The organism is Pseudodesulfovibrio profundus, assembly GCF_900217235.1.
Taxonomy (GTDB): Bacteria; Desulfobacterota; Desulfovibrionia; order Desulfovibrionales; family Desulfovibrionaceae; genus Pseudodesulfovibrio; species Pseudodesulfovibrio profundus.
This window is the reverse complement of record NZ_LT907975.1, coordinates 331,784-353,067: the sequence shown is the minus strand read 5'-3', so window position 1 is coordinate 353,067 and position 21,284 is coordinate 331,784. Positions and strand designations below refer to the sequence as shown.

Here is a 21,284-nt window from a genome sequence, read left to right as displayed (position 1 = left end):
TACTCACTGCAAACATGCAAGACATCCAGGAGGATGAAAATGGAATTTCGAGGAGCATTTACCGCTCTTTCCACACCATTTACGAATGGTGAAATTGATGAAGAAGCCTACCGCGCATTCATTGAATGGCAGATAGAACAAGGCATTGACGGCCTTGTCCCTTGTGGCACCACAGGCGAAGCCGCAACAATGAATCATGAAGAGCAAGGACGCATCATATCCATTTGCGTCGATCAAGCTAAAGGCCGAGTCCCTGTTGTAGCCGGAGCCGGTTCAAACTCGACCAAAGAAGCCATCCAGTTAACAAAGCTCGCCAAGGATGCCGGAGCAGACGCAGCCTTGCAGATTACTCCTTATTACAACAAGCCTACCCCAGGTGGACTGGTGGAACACTTCAAGGCTATTGCCAAAGAAGTTTCCATGCCCTTTGTCATATACAATGTTCCTGGTAGAACTGGCTTGAATCTGCTTCCTGAGCATTTGAAAATGATCGTGGACGCAGTACCCGAAGCTATTGCTGTGAAAGAGGCAACAGGAGACCTGAATCAGGCCGCACAGGTAATAGAGCAGTGTGGAAAGGATTTTAATCTCCTCTCAGGCGATGACTTCACCGTACTTCCCCTCTTGGCCGTTGGTGGACGCGGTGTGATATCCGTCATTTCGAACATTATGCCTGCTGCCATGAGTGGAATGTGTAAGGCTTTCTTTGAGAAGGATCATGAAAAGGCGCTTGATCTTAGCCTTCTTATGGCACCGGTGAACCGTGCCATGTTCATGGAAACCAACCCGATCCCAGTCAAAACATCACTTAAGATGATGGGGCTTTTCAAGGAAGCGGAATTCAGGCTGCCTATCGTTCCACTTCAGCAAGAGAATCTACCGAAGCTAGAAGCTGTGCTGAAAGAAGCCAAAGTCATTTAGTAATAGAGCTCACTAAAAAAGCGGAGAGGTTGCAACCTCTCCGCTTTTTTTTGGGCTTTTACCTACCATTATTTGCCCCCCTACTTCAAACAAAAAAAGCCCGGTGCGTATGCACCGGGCTAACTTTGCGCTCAATAACAGATCTGCTTAGCCTTCGAAGGCTTTGATGAAGTTAGGAGCAACCTGCTTCTTGCGGCTCATAACGCCATCCAGGTAGACAGGCTCGCCCTTGGTGGCGACACCAAAAGCTTTTTCGACGACAGTAGGATCGTCGGATGCGATCAGCATCTCGGAGCCTTCTTTCATGATATCGGTCAAAAGCAGGAAGACGGAGTGACGGCCGTCAGCTTTGACTTTCTCGATTTCAGCCTGGAGAGCTTCTTTGTGAGCATCCAGCATGGACAGATCAACAACTTCCAGCTGGCCGATGCCAACTTTGTTGCCGGACATATCGAAATCTTTGTAGTCGCGGAAGACCAGTTCACTGGCGGAAGCGCCGTCAACAGCGGACTTGACCTTGAACATTTCCATGCCCAGAGCTTCGATGTCTTCAACACCAGCAATCTTGGCCAGAGCTTCTACAGCAGCCTTATCCTGGTCAGTGCAAGTGACAGACTTGAACATGACGGTGTCGCTCAAGATAGCACACAACAGGATACCAGCAACGTTAGCCGGGATCTCGATGTTGTAGTAGTCGTACATAGCCTTGATTACGGTACCGGTACAGCCAACAGGCCAAACCCACATTTCAAGAGGATTCGGAGTGGTTACGTCGCCCAACTTGTGGTGATCAACAACAGCGATGAGTTCGCCCTTGTCCAGATTCTCGATGGTCTGAGAGATGTCAGTGTGGTCAACCAGGATAATTTTCTGGTCGGTAGCGTCAGTGACAACTTCCGGAGCAGCAAAACCAAACTTCTCAAGAACGAAAGCAGACTCAGGGGCAATTTCGCCCTGGGTGATAGCTTTGGCTTCCTGACCACGCTTGGTGAAAAGATCAGCAACAGCAATAGCGGATGCAACGGTATCCGTATCCGGATTCTTGTGTCCAACAACCAAAATAGCCATATCAAAATCCTCCTAATTAAATGAATCCTGATGAACAGGAAAAATCACTCGTTGAATAGAATGTGCCAAATATCACAAACTAGATCGGCTGCCAAGTTAAAAACACCCGGAAATAACGAAAACAGCGATGATTGTAATACCTGTAGTGAGGACAATGTTAGCTTGTTTCAGTCGCAATGCCATTAATCCGCCGATAGAGGCCGCTATCCACAAATGAGGCCAGGAAATTTTAATCGTGGTAAACAGCGTGGGATACAACCCTGCTACAAACTGAAATGTGAAATACAACACAAGCGTTGAAACATAGAAAAGGCCCCATGCAACAACAAACGTTCTGCCGGCAGATCGTGCGACGATTTGAGTCGGAATAGCGTCAGACTCTGGATTTCGAGCCCAATTGAGCAACCTGTTGTAGTTCACTCTCTCCCTGTCTCGAATCACTCCTTCCATTTTCGCTCCAAACCACGCCATGGGCATACTGGCGAAGAAAATGAAAACCATTTGAGATGGGGTTTCATATCCTAAAAAGGTCGCAAGCGATAATGCGGAAAACGTGGCAGCTGTCAGATGAGGAGGAATAAATGTGCCAACAGGGATCAAATCTAACCAGAAAAGCTCAAAGAAGATGGCAATATAGAGGCTGAGGGTGTAGTCACCTGTCAACACACCCCAGAAAAGGCCTACGACAAGCGGACGTTCAATAAATCCAATACTAATTACATATCGGAACAAGGAAAAGAGGGCAAAAAAAAAGCAACAATGGCAAACCAAGCAAAAGGACTTGTGACCGGCATACCTAGAACCTCACCTGAACAGGATCATTGGGAACACAACGAAAATCGAGTTCAACGCCTTTGCGTGATAACACTTTCAAACAGTGTTCATCGTCATCAGAGAGTGCAACACTTGGTGAAATTTGCTTTTTTCCAGGGCTGTAATGGACGTTGCCAATGTTTAATGACGCAAAGCAAAATCCACGGTCATATGCTTTTTTAGCATCAGAACAACTAGAAAACAGTATAATGACAGATCCACTGTTCTGACTGCCGAGAAAATCAATCTTTGCAGAAAGGTCGTCAATACCAACAAAAACACTGGTGACACTGTGTGGTATGGCAAGCGACATTATTTCTTGTTGGAGGGCATCTTTTGACAACTCATCGTTGGCCACAACAACAACTTCTGCCCCGGTATAAGGCAACCATGTTTCAATGATTTGGCCGTGGATCAAACGATTATCAATTCGAACAAGAGTCACGGGGCTTCCTATTTCTTAGTCCTTTTGCGCAGCATGGCACCAGCAACTTTGATACCTTGTGTTCCTGCAACGCGTACTTTCTCCGCCAATGGCTCCAAATCCATAGCCCTGCCCTGTATAGCTGCTACGAGCATCGGCAGATTCACACCGGTAATGACTTCCAGTTTTTCGGACTTCATGAGTGAAAGACTCATGGTCGTAGGAGAACCACCAAAAAGGTCGGTCAATGCCAGCACACCTCGCCCTTCATCTACGGAACGAATCGCCTTGCGGATTGACTCCATGGTTTCATCAACCCCCTTTTCGACATCGACCCCAACTGCAACACAATTCTCCTGTGGACCCAGCACGCTGGTGCCAGCCTCAAGCAGGGACTGCCCAAAGTCCCCATGTGTCACTATTACAACACCTATCTGTCGGGCTTTTTTCTTCTCTGATACAGTCATGTTTATCCAAGTTCCATGTGTCTGTGTTCAATTGTGACTGCATACCCTTTTTCTTTCAGTGTCGCCAGCAAGGACTCTGCAACAGAGACAGAACGATGACGACCGCCTGTGCAGCCCAGGGCCAGAGTTATTCTATAGCGACCTTCATTCGCATACAACGGCAGCATATATGTTATGAATTCAAGAAATTTTTCGTTGAACCCACGCCCTTCTTCACTTTCAAGAACATATTTTTGAACGGCATCGTCCAATCCGGACATCTGTTTGAGTGAGGCATCAAAGTATGGGTTCGGTAAGAATCGTAAATCAAATACGAAATCGGCCTCAGTTGGAACGCCATACTTGAAGCCAAACGTAATCACATGAACCCGCATTCCAGAGCCGAGTTCCTGAATAGCATCCCATTTGCTTTGAATGACACGTCGCAAGTCGTGAACAGAATAATCGGTCGTATCTAACACGAGGTCAGCATTTTGCCGAATGGTGCTCAAAAGCTCTTTTTCGTGCTCAAGCGCTTGTTCCAACCCCAAAGATTGACTCTCAAGAGGATGCATCCTCCTGGTTGTCGCATAACGCCGAACCAGTTCGGATCGTTTTGCTTCAAGGAAAAGAACCTGTGGTTTAAAACACAAAGCCTGGAGCTCGCGCAAAGCTTCATCCCAGCTCTCCACCAACTCCAATTGACGCATGTCCATGCCAAGCACCAGGCCCCTATATCGGGAGTCCTGCCGAATCATCAATTCGGCAATTTTGGCCGACATGCCAGCGGGCAACCCATCAATAGAGAAGAAGCCGAGATCTTCAAACACCTTAAGTGCGGTACTTTTCCCTGATCCGGAAAGACCGGTTACAATAACCACGGGAAATGAATTGCATGTACTCAAGAAGAGACCCTTTGCGAATTATACGTCTTGTAGAAGCTTCCAGAGTTCTTCAACATCTTTGGCTTCCATGAACCGTTCTCGAAATTCTTTATCTTTAAGCACTCTGGAAATCTGAGCGAGTATCCGAAGATGCATCCCCGCGATTTGCTCGGGAGCAAGCACCAGGAAAAAAATAGAGCACGGACGATTGTCCAGCGCTTCAAAGTCAACCCCTTCAGGGCTTCTTCCTACGACAACAACGACCTTTTCCAGGTTCTCCAGTTTACCATGAGGAATGGCAATGGAGTCTCCGATGCCCGTAGTGCCGAGTTTTTCACGATCAAGAAGGACACGGACTGCGTAGTCCGTGTCCAATTCGGAAAGAGCTTTACCCACAGGGGATATGAGTTCCATCAAAACCCCCGACTTTGAGTCGGAAGTCAGATTGGGAAGGATCAAATCCTTCTCCAGATAATCACCTAATTTCATAATTTAATTACCAGGATCAATCAGGCCGTAATCGCCGTTCTTCCGCCTGTAAATGACATTAACACCTTCTGTTTCCGCATTCAGGAATACGAGGAAATCATTGTCGAGCGAATTCAGTTGCAATGCAGCCTCATCAATGGACATTGGCTTGGGTTCATATGTGTCGGTGCCAACAATGGTAGGTCCGGCCTCCCGATTGCTTTCTTCATAAGCGAAGAAATTGGTCTGCACCTTGTTGCCTCGCCCGGAACGGACGCGAGACTTCATCTTTTCACGCATCTTTCGAAGTTGTGCTTCCAACTTGTCAACGACCATATCAATGGTCGCATACATGTCTTCGGAGTCTTCATACGCTGATATATGGATATTATCGGCATTCAGGATAACATCGGCCTTATGGCGAAACTTGTCGACCGACAGGTTTACCTGAAGATCGGCCTCATCGGAGTCGGAGACGAACTTGCCTACCTTTTCAAATCGCTTTTGTGCATAGCCCTTCAAATGATCGGACGGCTCAAAATCCTTGAAAGTGAAGCTTATGTTCATGTGCTACCTCCTGTTTATAGGTCCAACAAGTTCAAAATCAGAAGTACTGCTTGCGCTTGGACGAAGATGGAATCCCCATTGCTGAGCGATACTTGGCTACGGTACGCCTGGCGATGTTCACCTCAAGCTTATCCTTGAGTATTTCGCCAATTTTTTCATCGCTCAACGGTTTCTTCGTATCTTCTTCGGCAATCATCTGTTTAATGAGTGCCTTAACGCTCTCCGAACCCACCTGGGAACCATCGTCAAGATCCAACGCACTGTTGAAAAAGAACTTCAACTCAAATATCCCGTGCGGAGTGGAAACATACTTGCTCGTGGTAATCCGGCTAACGGTGGATTCATGCATTTCGATGTCTTCAGCAACCTCCTTGAGTATGAGTGGCTTCAACTTTGTGACGCCCACTTCAAAAAACTCTTTTTGAAAACGAATAATACTTTCAACTACTTTATACAAAGTTCTCTGCCGTTGGTACAGACTTTTCATCAACCAGGCTGCAGAACGCATCTTTTCTTGAAAATACTCTTTCTCTTTCTCGACAGCTCCGCGCATGGAGTCCATGTAGAAAGAATTCATTTGCAGTCTCGGCATCCCATCTTCATTCAGAATGATGACAAACTCATCACCATACTTGTAAACGAAAACATCAGGACTTACATAGTGCGGTTCAGTACTGGAAAAATTGGTACCGGGCATCGGATCAAGTGTCTGCATGAGATCAAGATATTCCTTGAGTTCTTCCATGGATATCTTGAACTTCCGCGCCAACGGCTTGTATCGATTCTTTTCGAGGTCTTCCAGGTGATCCCTGACAAGGGATTGGAGGATGGGATCGTCGTACCCAAGAACCTCCATCTGCACTTCCAAACACTCTTGGGGGGTCCGTGCGCACACACCAACCGGATCGAGGCGCTGAATGCGATGAACAAGGTTGTCGATTTCCTCATCCGTTGCGGGGACCATGGATCGTATCTCATCATTGGATGCCTGGAGGTATCCATTATGATCGATATTCCCTATGACCGCTTCGCCTATTTCAATCTCTCGCTCAGTAAAATTGGACAAACGCATCTGCCAGTGGAGATGACCTTCCAGCGAGGGCTTGGATGCCAGGCGAGCTTCAAACGACACCCCTTCTTCCGGGACTTCAGAGTCCCTGGATGCCGCTTGCTTGGATGTACTGGAAAATTCACCAAGATAGTTTTCCCAGTCAGCAGTCCGAACAAGTTCCTCTTCAGCCTGGGACTCTGTCAACTCTTCTCGCTCAGGAATTTCAGTTTCCGTTTCTGCTTCATCCAGAAACGGATTCTCCATCAATTCCTGCTGAACAGTCTCCAGCAGCTCCAAACGCGAAAGTTGCAGCAGCTTGATGGCTTGCTGCAGCTGAGGCGTCATGACCAGTTGCTGCGAGAGCTTGAGTTGTTGTCTAAGTTCGAGTCCCATATACCAGCCTTAAGGCATGCTTCCAAATACTGCCTAAATTGAATCCATTAATAAAAACCAAATAACTTGAATATCATTATGACACACTGAAAACCATGTGGCAAGCGTGCAAATATAACTATTGAAAAATATGAACTATTTTACAAACAATCGCCCCATGAAAAAAGTGTACCAACGTTTACATGGAGTGTAAATCGACTTATCAAAATAAGGCTTGATAAACTACAATCTGAAGTCTTCACCAAGATAAATTTGCCGAGCCTGACTGTCTTCAACAATCTCCTCTGGCGTACCTTCAAGAATTACCGTTCCCTCATAGACGAGATATGCCCGATCACAAATATTCAAGGTTTCTCTGACATTATGATCGGAAATCAGGATACCGATCCCCATGCTTTTCAAGACTGAAATGATTTCCTGAATATCGATTACAGCAATCGGGTCGATTCCGGCAAAGGGCTCGTCGAGAAGAATAAACTTCGGATTCATTATCAACGCCCGAGCGATTTCCAAACGACGACGCTCACCACCAGACAAAAACATGGCTGGTTGATCCGCCAATTTCGTAATCCGGAACATCTCCATCAATTCTTGAGCACGGGCATTCTGGTCTGCTCGGCTCAGAGCTGTTTGTTCCAATATGATTTCAAGATTCTGTCGTACGGACAGTTTTTTGAAAATGGAACTCTCCTGAGGCAGATAGCTGACCCCCATTCGGGCGCGTTCATGAAGAGGTTTATTGGTGAGAGGCTCATCACGCAGTGTCACCCTACCTGTATTAGGTTTGACAATGCCAACGAGCATGTAAAAGGTGGTCGTCTTGCCTGCGCCATTTGGCCCCAACAACCCAACGACCTCCTGGGGGTTCAACTCTAGGTTGATAGAGTGAACAACCTCTTTTTGCCCATATCGCTTGGACAGATCAGCAGCAACAAGACCCTGTGACATTATGGTACCTTCACGCCTTCCGGGGTCATGAAGACAGCCCGCACACGCTTTCCGTCACCACCGACAACTTCACTACGGTTTTCACGTGCATAAAAATTGATAACGTTACCACTCAGGCTGTTGGAACCATCCTGAAGTTTGGGGTTGTCTTCCATCTTGAGGAGCTGACTGGAAACATAATACGTCAGCTTTCCGCAGGATCCTTTGGATGTTCCTTTCTCTGCACGGACATTGCCCTCTGCAACGATACGATCAATGGAATCAGAGGTTAATGATGAACCTTGAGTGGTAGTGAGGAATGCCGTCAGCTTCTCTGACCAGAGGGTCAGCTTTCCATGAATTGCTACGACGTTGCCGACAAAGGACACGGTCTTTTTCGCCTCATCGTATATCATTCGATCTGAAGTAATCTTTACAGGTGCCCCTGTAGCTTCGAGTCCCCCACTACTTTTAGCCTTTTCAGGCTGTGCGCTCACTCCAGATTTGATTTCTCCAGTACCTGATACTCCGGAACTCTCTTTGCCTGCCCCACTCACAGGAACCAAGTATGCTGCATTGGCATATCCGACAGCATTATTCAAATCCCTGACTTTCTCATTGAGGTTGAAAATCGCGTACCAATCATCTTTCAGGAAATCGACTTTGACACGTTGCTTTTTCGCAAGCGTGACCACGTGTTCACCTTGAGGGGATCGTTTATCACGAACATTCAAATTCGCGGTTGCTTCTCGAATCTCGCCCCAATCCTGAGCCATAGCAAAACCAAAACTGCAAAATAACAGCAAAAAACTACATAGAACGACATGAACAATTCTCATGATTTGCATATGATTTCCCTACTCTTTGAATGGGGTTCCCTCTAGATTATTGGATGCAAGCAAAGCAACGACATTTCCGGCAGCGAGCATTTGGCGTGTAGCAAGATTGATTTCTACAGTATCGGCGGTCAGCGTCATGTCCGGTCGACGAACAGTGACCCCGCCCTTGAGGTATACCATTTCAGCGGAACCGAGGTACTCCATCTCTTTTGCCTCAAGTTCCATATCGCCAAAACGCCCTCCGACGTTCTCATACAATGTGAGGTTGTCCTTGCGTTGATCGACGATCCCTCGATCGCCTCTGACGTATACTTCCTTTCGATCCTCACCATAAAACGCCGTCAACTGAGGTCGTTCTACGCCAACAAGGCCCTGCCCCTGATTATACTTCGCAGAAGTGGCAAGCAGCTTCCAACTCAACGCACCTTGCTGTCCCTGAACCAGCTCAATATCTTCAGCTTTGATAGAGGATTCATCAATCAGTTCCTGCTGTGTCTTGTTGGTCTGGTCAGCCTGCTGAACCGATGATTCGGGATCAGTAAAGTACATTCTTTTGACTGCCATGCCGACAGCCAAACCGATGGAAAGGATAAGCAGCGAAATAAGCGCAGGACGCCTTTTCATTTAATCAACCCACTGCTTCTTTGCTTCTTCAAGTAGTCCTTGAGCTTCCAGCAAAAAAGAAATGGCTTCACGAACAGCCCCATCTCCGCCTTTGCGAGAAGATATCCAGTCTGCAGCGGCTCTTACCTCTGGTTGTCCATTGGGTACACTCATAGCCAAGCCGACAAGACTCATGGCTCCGAGGTCGATCCAGTCATCACCCATAAATGCAACTTCAGACGGAGAAATACCGATTTCATCACAAATTGATTCAACGATAGGCGCCTTGCGGTGATGGCCGGGATGATAGTGCTGAATACCCAACTCGCGTACACGAGTCTCCACTGGCTTTTGGTTGAGACCTGTAATGACACCAATCTCCAGTCCGGCCGATTGGGCTAGCTTGATCCCAAGGCCGTCCTGAACGTTGAAACGCTTCATGGCAAGACCATTGTCGTCATAATACAGGCCGCCGTCAGTCAGGACACCATCAACGTCGAGCAACAACAGCTTGATGCTTTTGGCGATCTCCACTGCGCGATCACTCATTGTTGATCTCCCAAATAGCCTTCAACCGGATCAGCAATGCTTCCACCTTATCAAGAGGCAGGCTGTTGGGCCCATCACACATGGCGTTTTCCGGATCAGGATGAGTTTCCATGAATACACCGTCGGCACCAGCAGCCACAGCCGCTGAAGCCAAGACAGGGACATACTCGCGCTGTCCGCCGGATGAACTGCCCTGTCCTCCGGGCAATTGGACCGAGTGCGTCGCATCGAAGACAACCGGGACGTCAAACTTCTTCATTTCAGATATGGCGCGCATATCGACGACAAGGTTGTTGTAACCGAAGGTTGCCCCTCGCTCAGTCAACCACACCTGTTCATTGCCAGATGCTCGAACCTTGTTGACGGCATTTTTCATGTCCCATGGAGCCAGGAACTGCCCTTTCTTGATATTGATGACTGCACCAGTCTTGGCTGCTGCAACCAACAAATCTGTCTGACGGCAAAGAAATGCAGGAATCTGCAGAACGTCAGCAACCTCAGCCACCCGAGCAGCCTGCTCAGGATGGTGGATATCAGTGACGATCGGCAGCCCTGTTTCCTTTTTCACTTCAGCCAGAATAGACAGACCATCATCCATGCCAGGGCCGCGAAAGCTCGTAACAGATGTTCGGTTCGCCTTGTCAAAAGAAGACTTGAACACGAGAGTCAGCCCTAAGTTGTCCGCAATCTTCGCAAGAGTCGATGCGGTCTTCAGGCTGATCTCTCTATTCTCAATGACGCACGGTCCGGCCAGAATGAACGGACCGGACCGGCTTGATTCATACAAATTGTTGAATGACAACTAGTTGCCCCTCTTTTCTTTATCCTTTTTGGCAGCTTTAATGAAGTCTCTGAACAAAGGATGCGGATCCATTGGCCTGGACTTGAATTCCGGGTGGAACTGGCAGCCGAGGAACCAGGGATGATCGGGCAATTCTACGATTTCCATCAAAGACTCGTCCGGAGCTGTTCCGGAAAGAACCATACCGTTCTCTTCAAACTGCGGAATGAACTCGTTATTGAATTCAAAGCGATGACGATGACGTTCATCAATATTGACAGTCTTGTAGGCCTCGTAGGCAACGGTATTCTTCTTCAGCTTACATGGGTAGGAGCCAAGACGCATGGTTCCGCCCTTGTCAGACTCTTCACACCGTGTTTCCGTTTTCTTGGTGCGGAAGTCATACCATTCTTTCATGAGATAAATGATATTGTGTTCCGTATTCATGTCGAACTCTTCGGAGTTGGCACCCTCAAGTCCGATCACGTTACGGGCAAACTCAATGCAAGCACACTGCATGCCCAGACAGATACCGAAGAAAGGCACCTTGTTCTCACGAGCAAACTTGATTGCCTGGATTTTCCCTTCGACTCCACGGGAACCGAAGCCACCGGGAACGAGGATACCATCAAGTCCAGCCATCTTCTTGGCGATATTCTTGGCGGTCAGCTTTTCGGAATTAAGGTAAACAAGTTCGACTTTTACCTCATTGGCAACACCGCCATGTACCAATGCCTCGTGCAAGCTCTTGTAGGCTTCCGTCAGGTCAACGTATTTTCCAATGATACCGATACGGACAGACCCGCTTGGATTCTGGAGCGTGTGGACCAGCTTTTCCCACGGCTCAAGCTCTGCGTTCTTTGCAGGGAGTTTAAGAAGAATGGCGATTTTCTGATCGACGCCCTCTTCATAAAACTTCTGGGGCACTTCATAGATGGAAGAAACGTCAACGCCTGTGAAAACAGCATCGGAATCAACATCACAGAACAACGCAATCTTACGCTTGAGGTCAGCTTCAAGCTCGACTTCAGAACGACAGATAATGATGTCGGGCTGAATACCGACACTGCGGAGTTCCTTGACCGAATGCTGAGTAGGCTTGGTTTTCAACTCACCTGCGGCCTTGATGTACGGAACCAAGGTCAAATGGATGTAGAGAACGTTCTCTTTTCCGAGGTCGTTCTTGAGCTGGCGAATCGCTTCAAGGAAGGGCTGACCTTCGATATCTCCAACGGTTCCGCCGATCTCAATCAGAGCGACGTCTTCACCATTGGGAAGGTTGATGACAGCCTCTTTGATGGCGTCGGTAATATGCGGAATGACCTGAACAGTACCACCGAGATAATCGCCACGACGTTCCTTTTCGATAACGGAGTTGTAGATCGAACCGGAGGTGTAGTTGTTCTGCTGGCTCAGGGAAGTACCGAGGTAGCGCTCGTAGTGACCAAGGTCGAGGTCAGTTTCGGCACCGTCATCGGTTACATAAACCTCACCATGCTGGAAGGGGTTCATGGTGCCTGGATCAACGTTGATGTATGGATCCAGTTTCTGGATGGTCGCTTTAAGCCCCCGTGCCTGGAGGAGTGCGCCAATGGATGCTGCGGCCAGTCCTTTGCCCAAAGAAGACAAAACACCGCCCGTGATAAATATGAATTTGGTTTTCATACGAAAGAAAGCCCCTTCGTTCTGCTTGAATTATATGGAAATACAGTAACAATCAACATGGCTCATCCATGTTGACTGTCACGCGCCGGACACGTATGTTGCAGCCCAGCAAATAGCTGCTTCGCAAATTTTGCAGGGTACAGCCACAAAGTCAATACGAAGAGGAGAATTTAATGGCCCCCGTTAATGCCTTAGTCATAACCGGATACGGTACCAACTGTCACAACGAGTCCGCATACGCTCTGAAAGCAGCGGGTGCAGACCTTGTAGATATAGCCTATTTTTCTGATCTTGCATCCGGTCATGTGAACATGGAAAAATATAATTATCTCCTCTGCCCCGGCGGATTTTTGGATGGAGATGATCTTGGCGCAGCGCAGGCTGCCGCCCTTCGCTGGAGATGGTCCACAACTGAAAATGGAAAGCCCGTTCTTGATCAGCTGAAAACTTTTTTTGATAATGGTGGAATAATTCTCGGCATCTGCAATGGATTCCAATTGCTCTGCAAGTTAGGATTACTTCCGGCCATTGGCGGCAAGTACTTTGAACGCCAGGTATCGCTGTCATATAATGATTCCGGACGTTTTGAAGATCGATGGGTTACTCTTAAAATCAATCAGGAATCTCCGTGCGTCTTCACAAAGGGTATTGAGTATCTTGAAGTACCCATTCGTCACGGTGAGGGAAAAATTATTCCCATGGACGATGCCATGCTTGATGAGATCGTCAAAAACAATCTGCACGCTGTCCAGTATGTCGACCCAGAAACCAGAGAGATCACTCAGGAGTACCCGCAGAATCCGAACGGATCTCCTTTGGGAATTGCCGGCCTGACTGACCCAACAGGAAGAATTTTTGGTCTGATGCCCCACCCTGAAGCGTATAATCACCCGACAAACCACCCGTCCTGGACCCGTGGTACTGATGGTGAAATGCCTCTCGGACTCGCCATGCTTGAAGCTGGCGTACAATACCTCAAGAACCAATAAGGCGCTTGTAGGGCAATGAAGATTACTCCCCCTCCAGATGCGCCTGCCGGATCATCCTGGCGAGCGTTGATGGATGTGGCATTCAGTGAAGCATGTAAAGCGGCAAAAACAGGTGAAACTCCTGTTGGAGCCGCTTTATTCACTCGTACCGGGACGTTGATTGCCAAGGCTCACAACCGTCCGATCGGACTGAATGATCCAACAGCCCACGCTGAGATATTATGTCTCAGGCAAGCATCCGAGGTGATGGGCAACTACAGGCTCAATGATACCATCATGGCCGTAACGCTTGAACCCTGCCTCATGTGTACTGGAGCATTGATTCATGCTCGCGTCGGCGGGATTGTCATGGGAGCCCTTGACTCGAGAGCGGGGGCAATTATTTCAAACCTCAATGGCCATGACCTCTCTTTCACTAATCACCGAATGTGGTACATTGAAGGAGTCATGGAAGAAGAGTGCAGTAGTCTTTTAAAACGTTTTTTCCTCGAAAAAAGGAAACAATAGCCTTTGCGGGCAAGACTCACCTTATGAGACCAAAGGAGTAAAAATGAAACTTGCTTTACCCACTCGAGATGGCGTCATTGACGATCATTTCGGTCATTGCGATCATTATACAATTGTAACTCTTGATGATGATAACAATATCCTGAAGAAAGAAGCCATGGACTCCCCTGAAGGATGCGGATGCAAATCCGACATCGCTCCGGTCCTGGCTAATATGGGTGTAAAGGTCATGCTCGCAGGCAACATGGGCCAGGGAGCAATCAACATACTCCAAGCAAACAAGATCAAGGTCATCCGAGGCTGCAACGGTCCTATTGATGACGTGGTCGACAAGTGGCTCAAAGGCGAACTCAAAGACACGTTGATTGAATGCGATCACCACAACTGCCCGAGTAATGAGATCAAACTCTAATCACTACCCAAAGGTACACCCAGACAACATCCTCTTTTTGTAAAACTACTTGCAACTAAAGGCGAGTCTGATTATAAAGCGATTCCACATTGGCGCTAGCCATATAATAATGCGGAGAGGTAGCGAAGTCCGGCCGTAACGCGCTCGACTCGAAATCGAGTTATGGGTCAAACCATACGTGGGTTCGAATCCCACCCTCTCCGCCAAGAACTTGAAAACATTGGACATTCTTCCAAAAAGCGCTCGTCAGAGCGGTGGGTACACAAAACGGGTACACACAAGGAGGATTGTCCAATGTCTTTTTCTGCCCCATCCTACCTCACCAGCCATCGAAATGGCCTCTATTTTCGACTTCGAATTCCAAGCGATTTGCGCCCGGTCATGGGCATGCAAGAATTCAAGAAGTCGCTCAAAACCAGATACTTGAGAGAAGCTCGGCCTAAGGTTATAAGACTGGTCACTACCTCGCATGCGATATTTGATGAATTTCGTAAAAGGAGGGATGATGTCATGTCTGGTAGATTAAGTCGTGAAACCATACGCCGCATCGCTCAGCAATGGCTCGATGAGGCGCTCGAAGAAGAACGTGAATACCGCCTCTCCCGTTCATGGGAGCTAGACGAGCTGGACAAGCGCAATGAACAGCTCACAATCCTTGCCACAGACGCCCAAGAAGCTCTTGAATGCAGCAACCTCAAGAAGGTTGAAGGTAGAGCCTCAGAACTACTGGATCGTGAAGAAATGGATGTTGAAAAGGACTCCAAAGAATACCGTGAGTTCTGCGCTGCCCTGCTTGAAGTTGAAGCAAGATTCCTGAATGCAGCTCGCAAGACAGGCTTTGTAGGAATCCTCCAAGGCCAAGAGCAGTCTCAAGTAGTGCAACCGACTGTTCCAACACCTCCCCCATCTCCATCAATCCTCGAAGCAATCGATAAGTACATCGAGTTCAAGACGGAAGGTCCTAATCCGTGGGGTGCTGCAAGTCGCAAGGATATACCACCACAATTGAAGCAGTTCGCTGAGCTGGTCAAAATGGGTAATGCCCAATTGACCATGAGTGAATTGTCACGCGACCACATGAAAGGCTACTGGAAAAAGGTCCAGAAACTGCCAGGAGCAAGGATTAAACGGTACAAGGACAAAACTCTGCATCAATTGCTTCGGATGAGTATCCCAGAAAAGGATCTCTACAAGCCGAAGTCTCTCGAAACACGCTTCACTGCCATACGCTCGTTCCTGAACTGGTGTGAGCTTGAAGGATACATCGACAAGGCCAAACCACTGAACAAGGTTCTCGAAGTCCCTGGAGGCAAGGCTGCAGCAAAATCACAACGCAGGGCTTTCACTGAGGACGAGCTGAAACGACTTTTCAGCCCCGACACATACAAACGCCGTAACTTGCGCAAAGACTGGCAATACTGGCTTCCGCTTCTGGGCTTATTTACAGGAGCTCGCTTAGAAGAGCTCTGTCAGCTCTCAATAACAGATATTCGTGAGGAGTCCGGCGTCTGGATCATGGACATAAACGATCAAGGCAAGGATAAACACGTAAAGACGGAAGCAGGTAAGCGCCTGGTTCCGATTCATCCATATCTTGCCAATGAGCTTGGCTTCTTAGCTTTTGTCGACTCAAAGCGCAGAAGAACGACCAAACGTCTTTTCAACGACCTACCACCAGATGTGAAAGGCAAGTATTCCCATGCGGCGTCAAAATGGTTCACTCGATTCAGGCGCAAGCAGAATGTAGGCGCTCAGGAAGGCGTAAGCGATGTTACCTTCCACTCATTCCGCCACACCTTTATTACCAGGGCAAAGCTACTGGATCTGGCAAGGTACAAAGTCAAAGAGGTAGTCGGCCATGAGCAAGGCGAGTTTGACGATGTAACGGCAGGATATGAAGGGAACTATCCCGTTGAAACGCTGTTAAATGATGTTGTTGCTAAGATCGATTTCCATGAAATGCTTGATTTGGGTCACCTCGAAGGAAGCTACTAAGCCTCACAGAAGTTCGTGGATCCGCAACTAAAAATTCAAACGTCCACTTTATTAACTGATTTTATTAATAGTATTTAAAAATATCCTAAAATTGATACTTCGAGGATTTACGCCTCAATATGAAAGTGTTACTAACAGAGTGAAAACTCTAAAAACCTTTCACTCAAGTATTTAATAGGATTTTTGTGGAATCATCAGCTTACAATGGGGAAATTGTCGCAGGCTCGCTTCTGATCCCTGAAAGCAGAGTCATAGCTAACCTTCTTAGAGAAGGTGCCAACGATCACCTATTTCACCAGAAAGTAATAATTGAAAACATTCTCCAGAAAAGAAGCCCAGCCAGCGCGAAGCGTCAAGCTAAGTTGATCCGCAATCGGCTGGGTTCTTTTGATGGGGAGCTGTTGCAACTCATACAGAATGGCTCCCACGAGCAGGCTGTACAACTACTCTTGGCTTCGGCCATTATGCACAGTCATTTGTTGGGGGATTTCATCAAACAGGCTATCACAACACAGATCAAGACCTACCAGAAAGAAATCTCATATCGCGACTGGGATTACTTCTTTGAGGAATGTAAGCATCGCGACCCCTCTCTTGAAAAATGGGCTGAATCGACCACCAAGAAAGTCCGTCAGGTCATTTTTCGAATTCTTGCCGAAGCAGGCATCATTGATTCGACTCGGACAATGAATCTACTCCCATTTTCGCTACTCCCCGAAGTCAAGGAATTGCTAGAAAAGCATGGCCATGTATACCCATTAGATTGCCTGGAGATTTTTCGATGAAAGCATCATTGGACCAACGCTTAAACAGAGTGATAGACCGGATCTTGTCTAAAGAACTGCTTTCAAACGCAGGTCTTGGCAATGAGATTGGTTTTTATATTTTTGATTATGATCCAGCCGAAGAAATGAAAGTCCGAGGCTTCCTCCGAATTGTTGAAGAACAACTGCCAAAAAGAAAACCTGGTATTCGGTTTGTGCACATAAATTTATTCAGCTTGATTGTGGAGTACCTGCAAGATCGAAAATTGCTTGACCGAGCCTTTGAATTGCAAAAAGCCAAAGGGAGTGAAGAGCTCCTCAAAGCGCTGAAAGGCCCACTTCACGAATTAAAAATAGCCAAATATCTCGTTGAGAAGGCTAAGCCTGAACAACAGGATGTCATTCTCATGTCTGGCGTTGGGAGTGCTTGGCCTATTTTGAGGAGCCATACTCTACTAAACAGCCTTCATCCTCTTATGGAGGATACTCCCTTGGTTGTCTTTTACCCTGGCAAATATGATGGACAAGGGCTCAGACTTTTCGGGAAGCTGAAAGAAAGCAACTATTACCGAGCATTCCAACTCGTTCCAGACCCGACCGCTGCTTAGGAGATACATGATGCAAATACGAAATATTTTTTCCAAGGATCTATTCCGTCCCATCAATGGCGTTGTCAAAGCTGACCAGCAGGATGATGCTGTCGTGTGGCAAGAGCTTGAAGAATATGTTGTGACTAAGGAACTGGATCAACACTTCCGCAAGTTCTTCGAGACATACCTTTACTCAATCTCAAACGGCCATGATCCCAATGTCGCTAGCCGTATTGGTGTTTGGGTCTCTGGATTTTTTGGATCTGGTAAATCTCATTTCATCAAGATTCTTTCATATCTGCTGAACAACCGTGCAGCCACCTCACCCTTGTCTGAAGACACACGGCGTTCCGCTGAGTTCTTTGACACCAAGATCAAGGATCCGATGCTGCTGGCTGACATTAAAAAATGTACTACCAGCGATACGGATGTGATCCTCTTCAACATCGATAGTAGAGCGGACTCCCGCGACGGCTGGGGAGCTATCCTTTCCGTTTTCTGGCGAGTTTTCAACGAAATGCAGGGATACTCTGGCGACGATCCCCACATCGCTGAAATGGAACGCTATCTGACGGAAAAGGGAAAATACGAGGAGTTCTGCAGTCAGTACAAAACGCTCACTGGTGATAACTGGGTTGAGGAGCGTGATGCATATTACTTCCGCAAAGACGAACTTGTCGAAGCACTTTCCAACACACTCGGGCAAAGTAAAGAATCAGCTTTAGATTGGTTCGATAACGCCGAAAAGACGCTGAGCGTGACTATTGAGAACTTTGCCAAACGGGTGAAGGAATACCTTGATAGGAAAGGTAAAGATCATCGCATTATCTTTCTCGTTGATGAAGTCGGCCAGTTTATAGGTAACAATGGCAATCTCATGCTCAACCTGCAGACCATCACCGAGGATCTTGGACGTGTTTGCCAAGGTCGGGCCTGGGTTGTGGTTACCTCCCAAGAAGACATCGATGCCGTCCTCGGAGATCTCAAGGCTACAAAAGCTAATGACTTCTCCAAGATTCAAGGCCGTTTCAACACCCGCCTTGCTCTGTCTAGCTCCAACACAGATGAAGTTATCCAGGCTCGTCTGCTTGAAAAAACATCAGATGCCTCCAGTGAGCTGGAAACGCTGTTTGATGCTAAGGGAGACATCATTAAAAGCCAGCTTGACTTCACGCACGACAGCGCGGCTTTGCGCACATACAAAGACAAGCAAGACTTTGTTGGCAACTACCCCTTCGCACCATACCATTTCCAATTGATCCAGAAGATCTTTGAGTCAATCCGTAAGGCAGGAGCTACCGGGATGCATCTCAGCCGTGGTGAGCGCTCCATGCTCGATGCCTTCCAGTCTGCGGCCAAAAATATCTCAACCAAAGGCATTGGCGCTCTGGTGCCCTTGTATGAGTTTTATCCGGCTATCGAGAGCTTCCTGGATACAGCGGTCAGCAGGACCATCGACCAGGCGGCAGAGAACGACGAGCTTCAAAAGCCGTTTGACGTCCACCTGTTGCAAACGCTCTTCCTTATTCGCTACGTGGACATCGTCAAGCCCAACGTAGACAACCTCGTTACTCTATTCATCGACGAGGTGGATGCTGACCGCCTGGCGTTGAAAAGGAAAATCGAAGAAGGACTGCAGCGTCTCGAAAAGCAAACTCTCATCAGTCGTAATGGAGATCTTTATTTCTTCCTCACAAACGAGGAACGGGATGTCAGCCGAGAGATCAAAGGCGTAGACATTACCCCCAGCGATGAAACCAATTTGCTGGCGGAAATCGTTTATACCGACATCATCAAGGGACCAGACAAACACCGATATAAGCCGAACAAGCGAGACTATGCATACAGCCGCCTGCTCGATGGTCACCCATTCAGCTCGAAGCTGGATCAGGAGATTGGCGTCGAGATCATCACGCCTCTGTTCTTTGAGCACGATGCTTTCAATGCCCTCAAATGCACCATGTACACGTCTGAACATTACGGGCGTGTTCTGATCCGACTGCAGGACAGCAAAGAACTTGGACGAGAAATCCGGTCATACCTGCAAACGGATAAATACATCAGACAGAAAAGTGATGCATCTCAGTCCAATAGCTTCAAGAAAATCCTCCGCGATAAGCAGGATGAAAACAGGGAACGCCGTATTCGGATAACCGGACTACTGGAAAACCTGATGCCCGGTGCCGACGTGTACGCCATGGGACAGACCCTCACGCTCAAAGCCTCGACCCCGCGTGTCCTGGTTGAAGAGGCGCTCAACTATATCGTCGAAAACCTCTACAACAAATTCAGCTACCTCAAAAAGCTCGAAGATGATCCTGTTCGTGAGATCCGGTCTGTTTTGCTGTCGAATGACGTGAGTCAGATGGAGCTGGAGAAAGGTCTCACCAACATCAACGCGGACGCTATTCGCGAAGTACGGGAGTTTATTGACCTACAAGTGGCTCGCAATCACCCCGTGCTCTTGAATGAGCTCGTCGACCGTTTTGGAAGTAAACCCTACGGTTGGCCAGAGTTCGAAATAGTGCTTCTGGTGGCTCGCCTGCTTATGGCCGGAGAGATCAACCTGCTTTCTGATGGTTCCAGCTTGGAGCCTCGGGATGCGGTGGATCCGATGACCAAAGTGAATAAGTGGAAGACCATCAAGATCATGAAGCGCAAAGTGCCTTCCAAGGATCAGATCGAGAAGGCTCGCAAGCTTTGTCAGACGCTATTCGGTAAAAATGGTCCTGAAGCATTGGATGATCTTGAACGAACCATCCGAAATGAACTCGGTGGTTGGCAGGAAAGCCTGAAACAATACCAACCCCTTGCTCAGACCGGGAAATTCCCTGGAGACAGCGAGATTGCTGACGGCCTTGCCACAATACGGTCGGTCTTGAACATCCGCGACACCTTCGAATTCATCAATCGTTTCAACGAGAAAAAGGAAGATCTTCAGGATGCCAGTGACGATCTTCACGACCTGAAGGACTTTTACACGAACCAACGCCCAACCTGGGAGAAACTACTGAGCGCCCTTGATGAGTTCGAAAAGAACGAAACCGCGCTCAATAAGGACGCTGTCGCAAAAGCGGCGTTGAAGCAGCTTCGAACCATTGCCGAGGCTCCTGCCCCGTATGGCATGCTCAAGGATGTTGACACCCTTGTATCCAAAGTGACCACCATCAATGAAACTTTGGTAGCTGATAAGCGCCAGAAGGCCATGCTGGAGCTGGATGCTAAGATAGATCTCATCACCAAAGAACTCGAAGCGATGAAGGCGGACGGCGAGTTCCGTAATAAGGTCCTTTACCCACTGCAGCAGACCAAGCTGGCCATCGAACAAGATACTTCCATCCCGAACATCTCATATCGAATGGAAGGTTTCCAGGAAGCCGTAGACGAGGCCCTAGATACCATTGAACGCAAGAAGCAGCCTGAGCCAGATAAGCCAGGTAAAGAGCCTGCTCCGGTCAAACAGACCAAGATCGTCAAAGCAACCTCCGTCGCTTCCAAAGCATACATCGAATCACCCGAGGATGTTGATTCATATGTAAAGGCGCTCAAGGAAGCACTGCTTGCAGAACTGAAAAATGACGTTCGAATCCGACTCCAATAATCTCACATAGAACGAAGATACGAGAAA

At 47.9% G+C, this 21,284-nt stretch carries 22 protein-coding genes and 1 tRNA gene; 9 read left to right on the top strand and 14 right to left on the bottom strand.

The annotated features are described in order from the left end of the window. The first annotated feature begins 39 nt into the window (after window positions 1-39). A complete protein-coding gene (dapA, locus tag DPRO_RS01710) occupies window positions 40-921 on the top strand; it encodes a 4-hydroxy-tetrahydrodipicolinate synthase (protein WP_097010520.1) in 882 nt (293 codons plus the stop codon). Between the two features lie 147 nt (window positions 922-1,068). Here dapA and DPRO_RS01705 read toward each other — a convergent pair whose 3' ends face one another. The 14 genes from DPRO_RS01705 to DPRO_RS01640 form a co-directional block, all read right to left on the bottom strand. Then, window positions 1,069-1,989 (bottom strand): manganese-dependent inorganic pyrophosphatase, encoded by a 921-nt coding sequence (locus DPRO_RS01705; RefSeq protein WP_097010519.1) that lies wholly within the window; start codon window positions 1,987-1,989, stop codon window positions 1,069-1,071. Between the two features lie 96 nt (window positions 1,990-2,085). After that, window positions 2,086-2,760, bottom strand: coding sequence for a PTS sugar transporter subunit IIC (locus tag DPRO_RS01700; RefSeq protein ID WP_097010518.1), 675 nt, complete (start codon window positions 2,758-2,760; stop codon window positions 2,086-2,088). 25 nt (window positions 2,761-2,785) lie between these two features. After that, entirely contained in the window at window positions 2,786-3,247 is a 462-nt protein-coding gene (locus DPRO_RS01695) for a PTS sugar transporter subunit IIB (RefSeq protein ID WP_097010517.1), read from the bottom strand. Between the two features lie 8 nt (window positions 3,248-3,255). Continuing rightward, window positions 3,256-3,693 (bottom strand): PTS sugar transporter subunit IIA, encoded by a 438-nt coding sequence (locus DPRO_RS01690; RefSeq protein WP_097010516.1) that lies wholly within the window; start codon window positions 3,691-3,693, stop codon window positions 3,256-3,258. A 2-nt stretch (window positions 3,694-3,695) separates the two neighbouring features. Further along, window positions 3,696-4,577, bottom strand: coding sequence for an RNase adapter RapZ (gene rapZ / locus DPRO_RS01685; RefSeq protein ID WP_097010515.1), 882 nt, complete (start codon window positions 4,575-4,577; stop codon window positions 3,696-3,698). 18 nt (window positions 4,578-4,595) lie between these two features. Beyond that, a complete protein-coding gene (locus tag DPRO_RS01680) occupies window positions 4,596-5,045 on the bottom strand; it encodes a PTS sugar transporter subunit IIA (protein ID WP_097010514.1) in 450 nt (149 codons plus the stop codon). 3 nt (window positions 5,046-5,048) lie between these two features. Then, window positions 5,049-5,591 carry a ribosome hibernation-promoting factor, HPF/YfiA family gene (gene hpf / locus DPRO_RS01675; RefSeq protein WP_097010513.1) on the bottom strand — a complete coding sequence of 181 codons (543 nt, stop codon included), beginning with the start codon at window positions 5,589-5,591 and terminating at the stop codon, window positions 5,049-5,051. A 37-nt stretch (window positions 5,592-5,628) separates the two neighbouring features. Then, on the bottom strand, window positions 5,629-7,035 hold the full coding sequence (rpoN, locus tag DPRO_RS01670; RefSeq protein WP_097010512.1) for an RNA polymerase factor sigma-54: 1,407 nt from the start codon (window positions 7,033-7,035) through the stop codon (window positions 5,629-5,631). Between the two features lie 222 nt (window positions 7,036-7,257). After that, window positions 7,258-7,983, bottom strand: coding sequence for an LPS export ABC transporter ATP-binding protein (lptB, locus tag DPRO_RS01665; protein WP_097010511.1), 726 nt, complete (start codon window positions 7,981-7,983; stop codon window positions 7,258-7,260). Continuing rightward, window positions 7,983-8,810 (bottom strand): LptA/OstA family protein, encoded by an 828-nt coding sequence (locus tag DPRO_RS01660; RefSeq protein ID WP_097010510.1) that lies wholly within the window; start codon window positions 8,808-8,810, stop codon window positions 7,983-7,985. Before DPRO_RS01660 ends, lptB begins: the two co-directional genes overlap by 1 nt. Before the next feature lie 9 nt (window positions 8,811-8,819). Continuing rightward, window positions 8,820-9,425 carry an LPS export ABC transporter periplasmic protein LptC gene (lptC, locus tag DPRO_RS01655; RefSeq protein ID WP_097010509.1) on the bottom strand — a complete coding sequence of 202 codons (606 nt, stop codon included), beginning with the start codon at window positions 9,423-9,425 and terminating at the stop codon, window positions 8,820-8,822. After that, the gene (locus tag DPRO_RS01650; RefSeq protein WP_097010508.1) at window positions 9,426-9,953 is read right to left on the bottom strand and encodes a KdsC family phosphatase; all 528 of its coding nucleotides are present in this window, start codon (window positions 9,951-9,953) and stop codon (window positions 9,426-9,428) included. Beyond that, a complete protein-coding gene (gene kdsA, locus DPRO_RS01645) occupies window positions 9,946-10,755 on the bottom strand; it encodes a 3-deoxy-8-phosphooctulonate synthase (RefSeq protein WP_097010507.1) in 810 nt (269 codons plus the stop codon). The genes DPRO_RS01650 and kdsA overlap by 8 nt, the downstream gene beginning before the upstream one ends. Continuing rightward, window positions 10,756-12,399, bottom strand: coding sequence for a CTP synthase (locus DPRO_RS01640; protein ID WP_097010506.1), 1,644 nt, complete (start codon window positions 12,397-12,399; stop codon window positions 10,756-10,758). A gap of 173 nt (window positions 12,400-12,572) precedes the next feature. On the opposite strand from DPRO_RS01640, the gene DPRO_RS01635 reads away from it, so the two are divergent. From DPRO_RS01635 to brxC, 8 genes are all read left to right on the top strand, one after another. Next, complete coding sequence (locus tag DPRO_RS01635; RefSeq protein WP_097010505.1) at window positions 12,573-13,388, top strand: phosphoribosylformylglycinamidine synthase subunit PurQ; 816 nt, start codon at window positions 12,573-12,575, stop codon at window positions 13,386-13,388. A 15-nt stretch (window positions 13,389-13,403) separates the two neighbouring features. Beyond that, window positions 13,404-13,895, top strand: a complete 492-nt coding sequence (locus tag DPRO_RS01630) for a nucleoside deaminase (protein ID WP_097010504.1) — start codon at window positions 13,404-13,406, stop codon at window positions 13,893-13,895. Window positions 13,896-13,938: 43 nt separating this feature from the next. Further along, the gene (locus DPRO_RS01625) at window positions 13,939-14,307 is read left to right on the top strand and encodes a NifB/NifX family molybdenum-iron cluster-binding protein (protein ID WP_097010503.1); all 369 of its coding nucleotides are present in this window, start codon (window positions 13,939-13,941) and stop codon (window positions 14,305-14,307) included. Window positions 14,308-14,420: 113 nt separating this feature from the next. Beyond that, window positions 14,421-14,513: transfer RNA gene (locus DPRO_RS01620), tRNA-Ser, on the top strand. 88 nt (window positions 14,514-14,601) lie between these two features. Then, entirely contained in the window at window positions 14,602-16,302 is a 1,701-nt protein-coding gene (locus DPRO_RS01615) for a site-specific integrase (RefSeq protein WP_162291138.1), read from the top strand. Window positions 16,303-16,487: 185 nt separating this feature from the next. Next, on the top strand, window positions 16,488-17,087 hold the full coding sequence (locus DPRO_RS01610) for a DUF1819 family protein (protein ID WP_157917337.1): 600 nt from the start codon (window positions 16,488-16,490) through the stop codon (window positions 17,085-17,087). Beyond that, window positions 17,084-17,674, top strand: a complete 591-nt coding sequence (locus tag DPRO_RS01605; protein WP_097010500.1) for a DUF1788 domain-containing protein — start codon at window positions 17,084-17,086, stop codon at window positions 17,672-17,674. The genes DPRO_RS01610 and DPRO_RS01605 overlap by 4 nt, the downstream gene beginning before the upstream one ends. 7 nt (window positions 17,675-17,681) lie before the next feature. Beyond that, a complete protein-coding gene (brxC, locus tag DPRO_RS01600) occupies window positions 17,682-21,257 on the top strand; it encodes a BREX system P-loop protein BrxC (RefSeq protein ID WP_232005669.1) in 3,576 nt (1,191 codons plus the stop codon). Window positions 21,258-21,284 lie beyond the last annotated feature (27 nt).

What these genes read in the sequence shown, in the direction of transcription:
- DPRO_RS01605 (WP_097010500.1), top strand. Translation starts at nt 17,084, where the DNA reads ATGAAAGCATCATTGGACCAACGCTTAAACAGAGTGATAGACCGGATC.
- hpf (WP_097010513.1), bottom strand. Translation starts at nt 5,591, where the DNA reads ATGAACATAAGCTTCACTTTCAAGGATTTTGAGCCGTCCGATCATTTG.
- DPRO_RS01630 (WP_097010504.1), top strand. Translation starts at nt 13,404, where the DNA reads ATGAAGATTACTCCCCCTCCAGATGCGCCTGCCGGATCATCCTGGCGA.
- DPRO_RS01650 (WP_097010508.1), bottom strand. Translation starts at nt 9,953, where the DNA reads ATGAGTGATCGCGCAGTGGAGATCGCCAAAAGCATCAAGCTGTTGTTG.
- brxC (WP_232005669.1), top strand. Translation starts at nt 17,682, where the DNA reads ATGATGCAAATACGAAATATTTTTTCCAAGGATCTATTCCGTCCCATC.
- DPRO_RS01635 (WP_097010505.1), top strand. Translation starts at nt 12,573, where the DNA reads ATGGCCCCCGTTAATGCCTTAGTCATAACCGGATACGGTACCAACTGT.
- DPRO_RS01690 (WP_097010516.1), bottom strand. Translation starts at nt 3,693, where the DNA reads ATGACTGTATCAGAGAAGAAAAAAGCCCGACAGATAGGTGTTGTAATA.
- rpoN (WP_097010512.1), bottom strand. Translation starts at nt 7,035, where the DNA reads ATGGGACTCGAACTTAGACAACAACTCAAGCTCTCGCAGCAACTGGTC.
- DPRO_RS01625 (WP_097010503.1), top strand. Translation starts at nt 13,939, where the DNA reads ATGAAACTTGCTTTACCCACTCGAGATGGCGTCATTGACGATCATTTC.
- DPRO_RS01660 (WP_097010510.1), bottom strand. Translation starts at nt 8,810, where the DNA reads ATGCAAATCATGAGAATTGTTCATGTCGTTCTATGTAGTTTTTTGCTG.
- DPRO_RS01640 (WP_097010506.1), bottom strand. Translation starts at nt 12,399, where the DNA reads ATGAAAACCAAATTCATATTTATCACGGGCGGTGTTTTGTCTTCTTTG.
- DPRO_RS01705 (WP_097010519.1), bottom strand. Translation starts at nt 1,989, where the DNA reads ATGGCTATTTTGGTTGTTGGACACAAGAATCCGGATACGGATACCGTT.
- DPRO_RS01680 (WP_097010514.1), bottom strand. Translation starts at nt 5,045, where the DNA reads ATGAAATTAGGTGATTATCTGGAGAAGGATTTGATCCTTCCCAATCTG.
- dapA (WP_097010520.1), top strand. Translation starts at nt 40, where the DNA reads ATGGAATTTCGAGGAGCATTTACCGCTCTTTCCACACCATTTACGAAT.
- lptC (WP_097010509.1), bottom strand. Translation starts at nt 9,425, where the DNA reads ATGAAAAGGCGTCCTGCGCTTATTTCGCTGCTTATCCTTTCCATCGGT.
- lptB (WP_097010511.1), bottom strand. Translation starts at nt 7,983, where the DNA reads ATGTCACAGGGTCTTGTTGCTGCTGATCTGTCCAAGCGATATGGGCAA.
- DPRO_RS01615 (WP_162291138.1), top strand. Translation starts at nt 14,602, where the DNA reads ATGTCTTTTTCTGCCCCATCCTACCTCACCAGCCATCGAAATGGCCTC.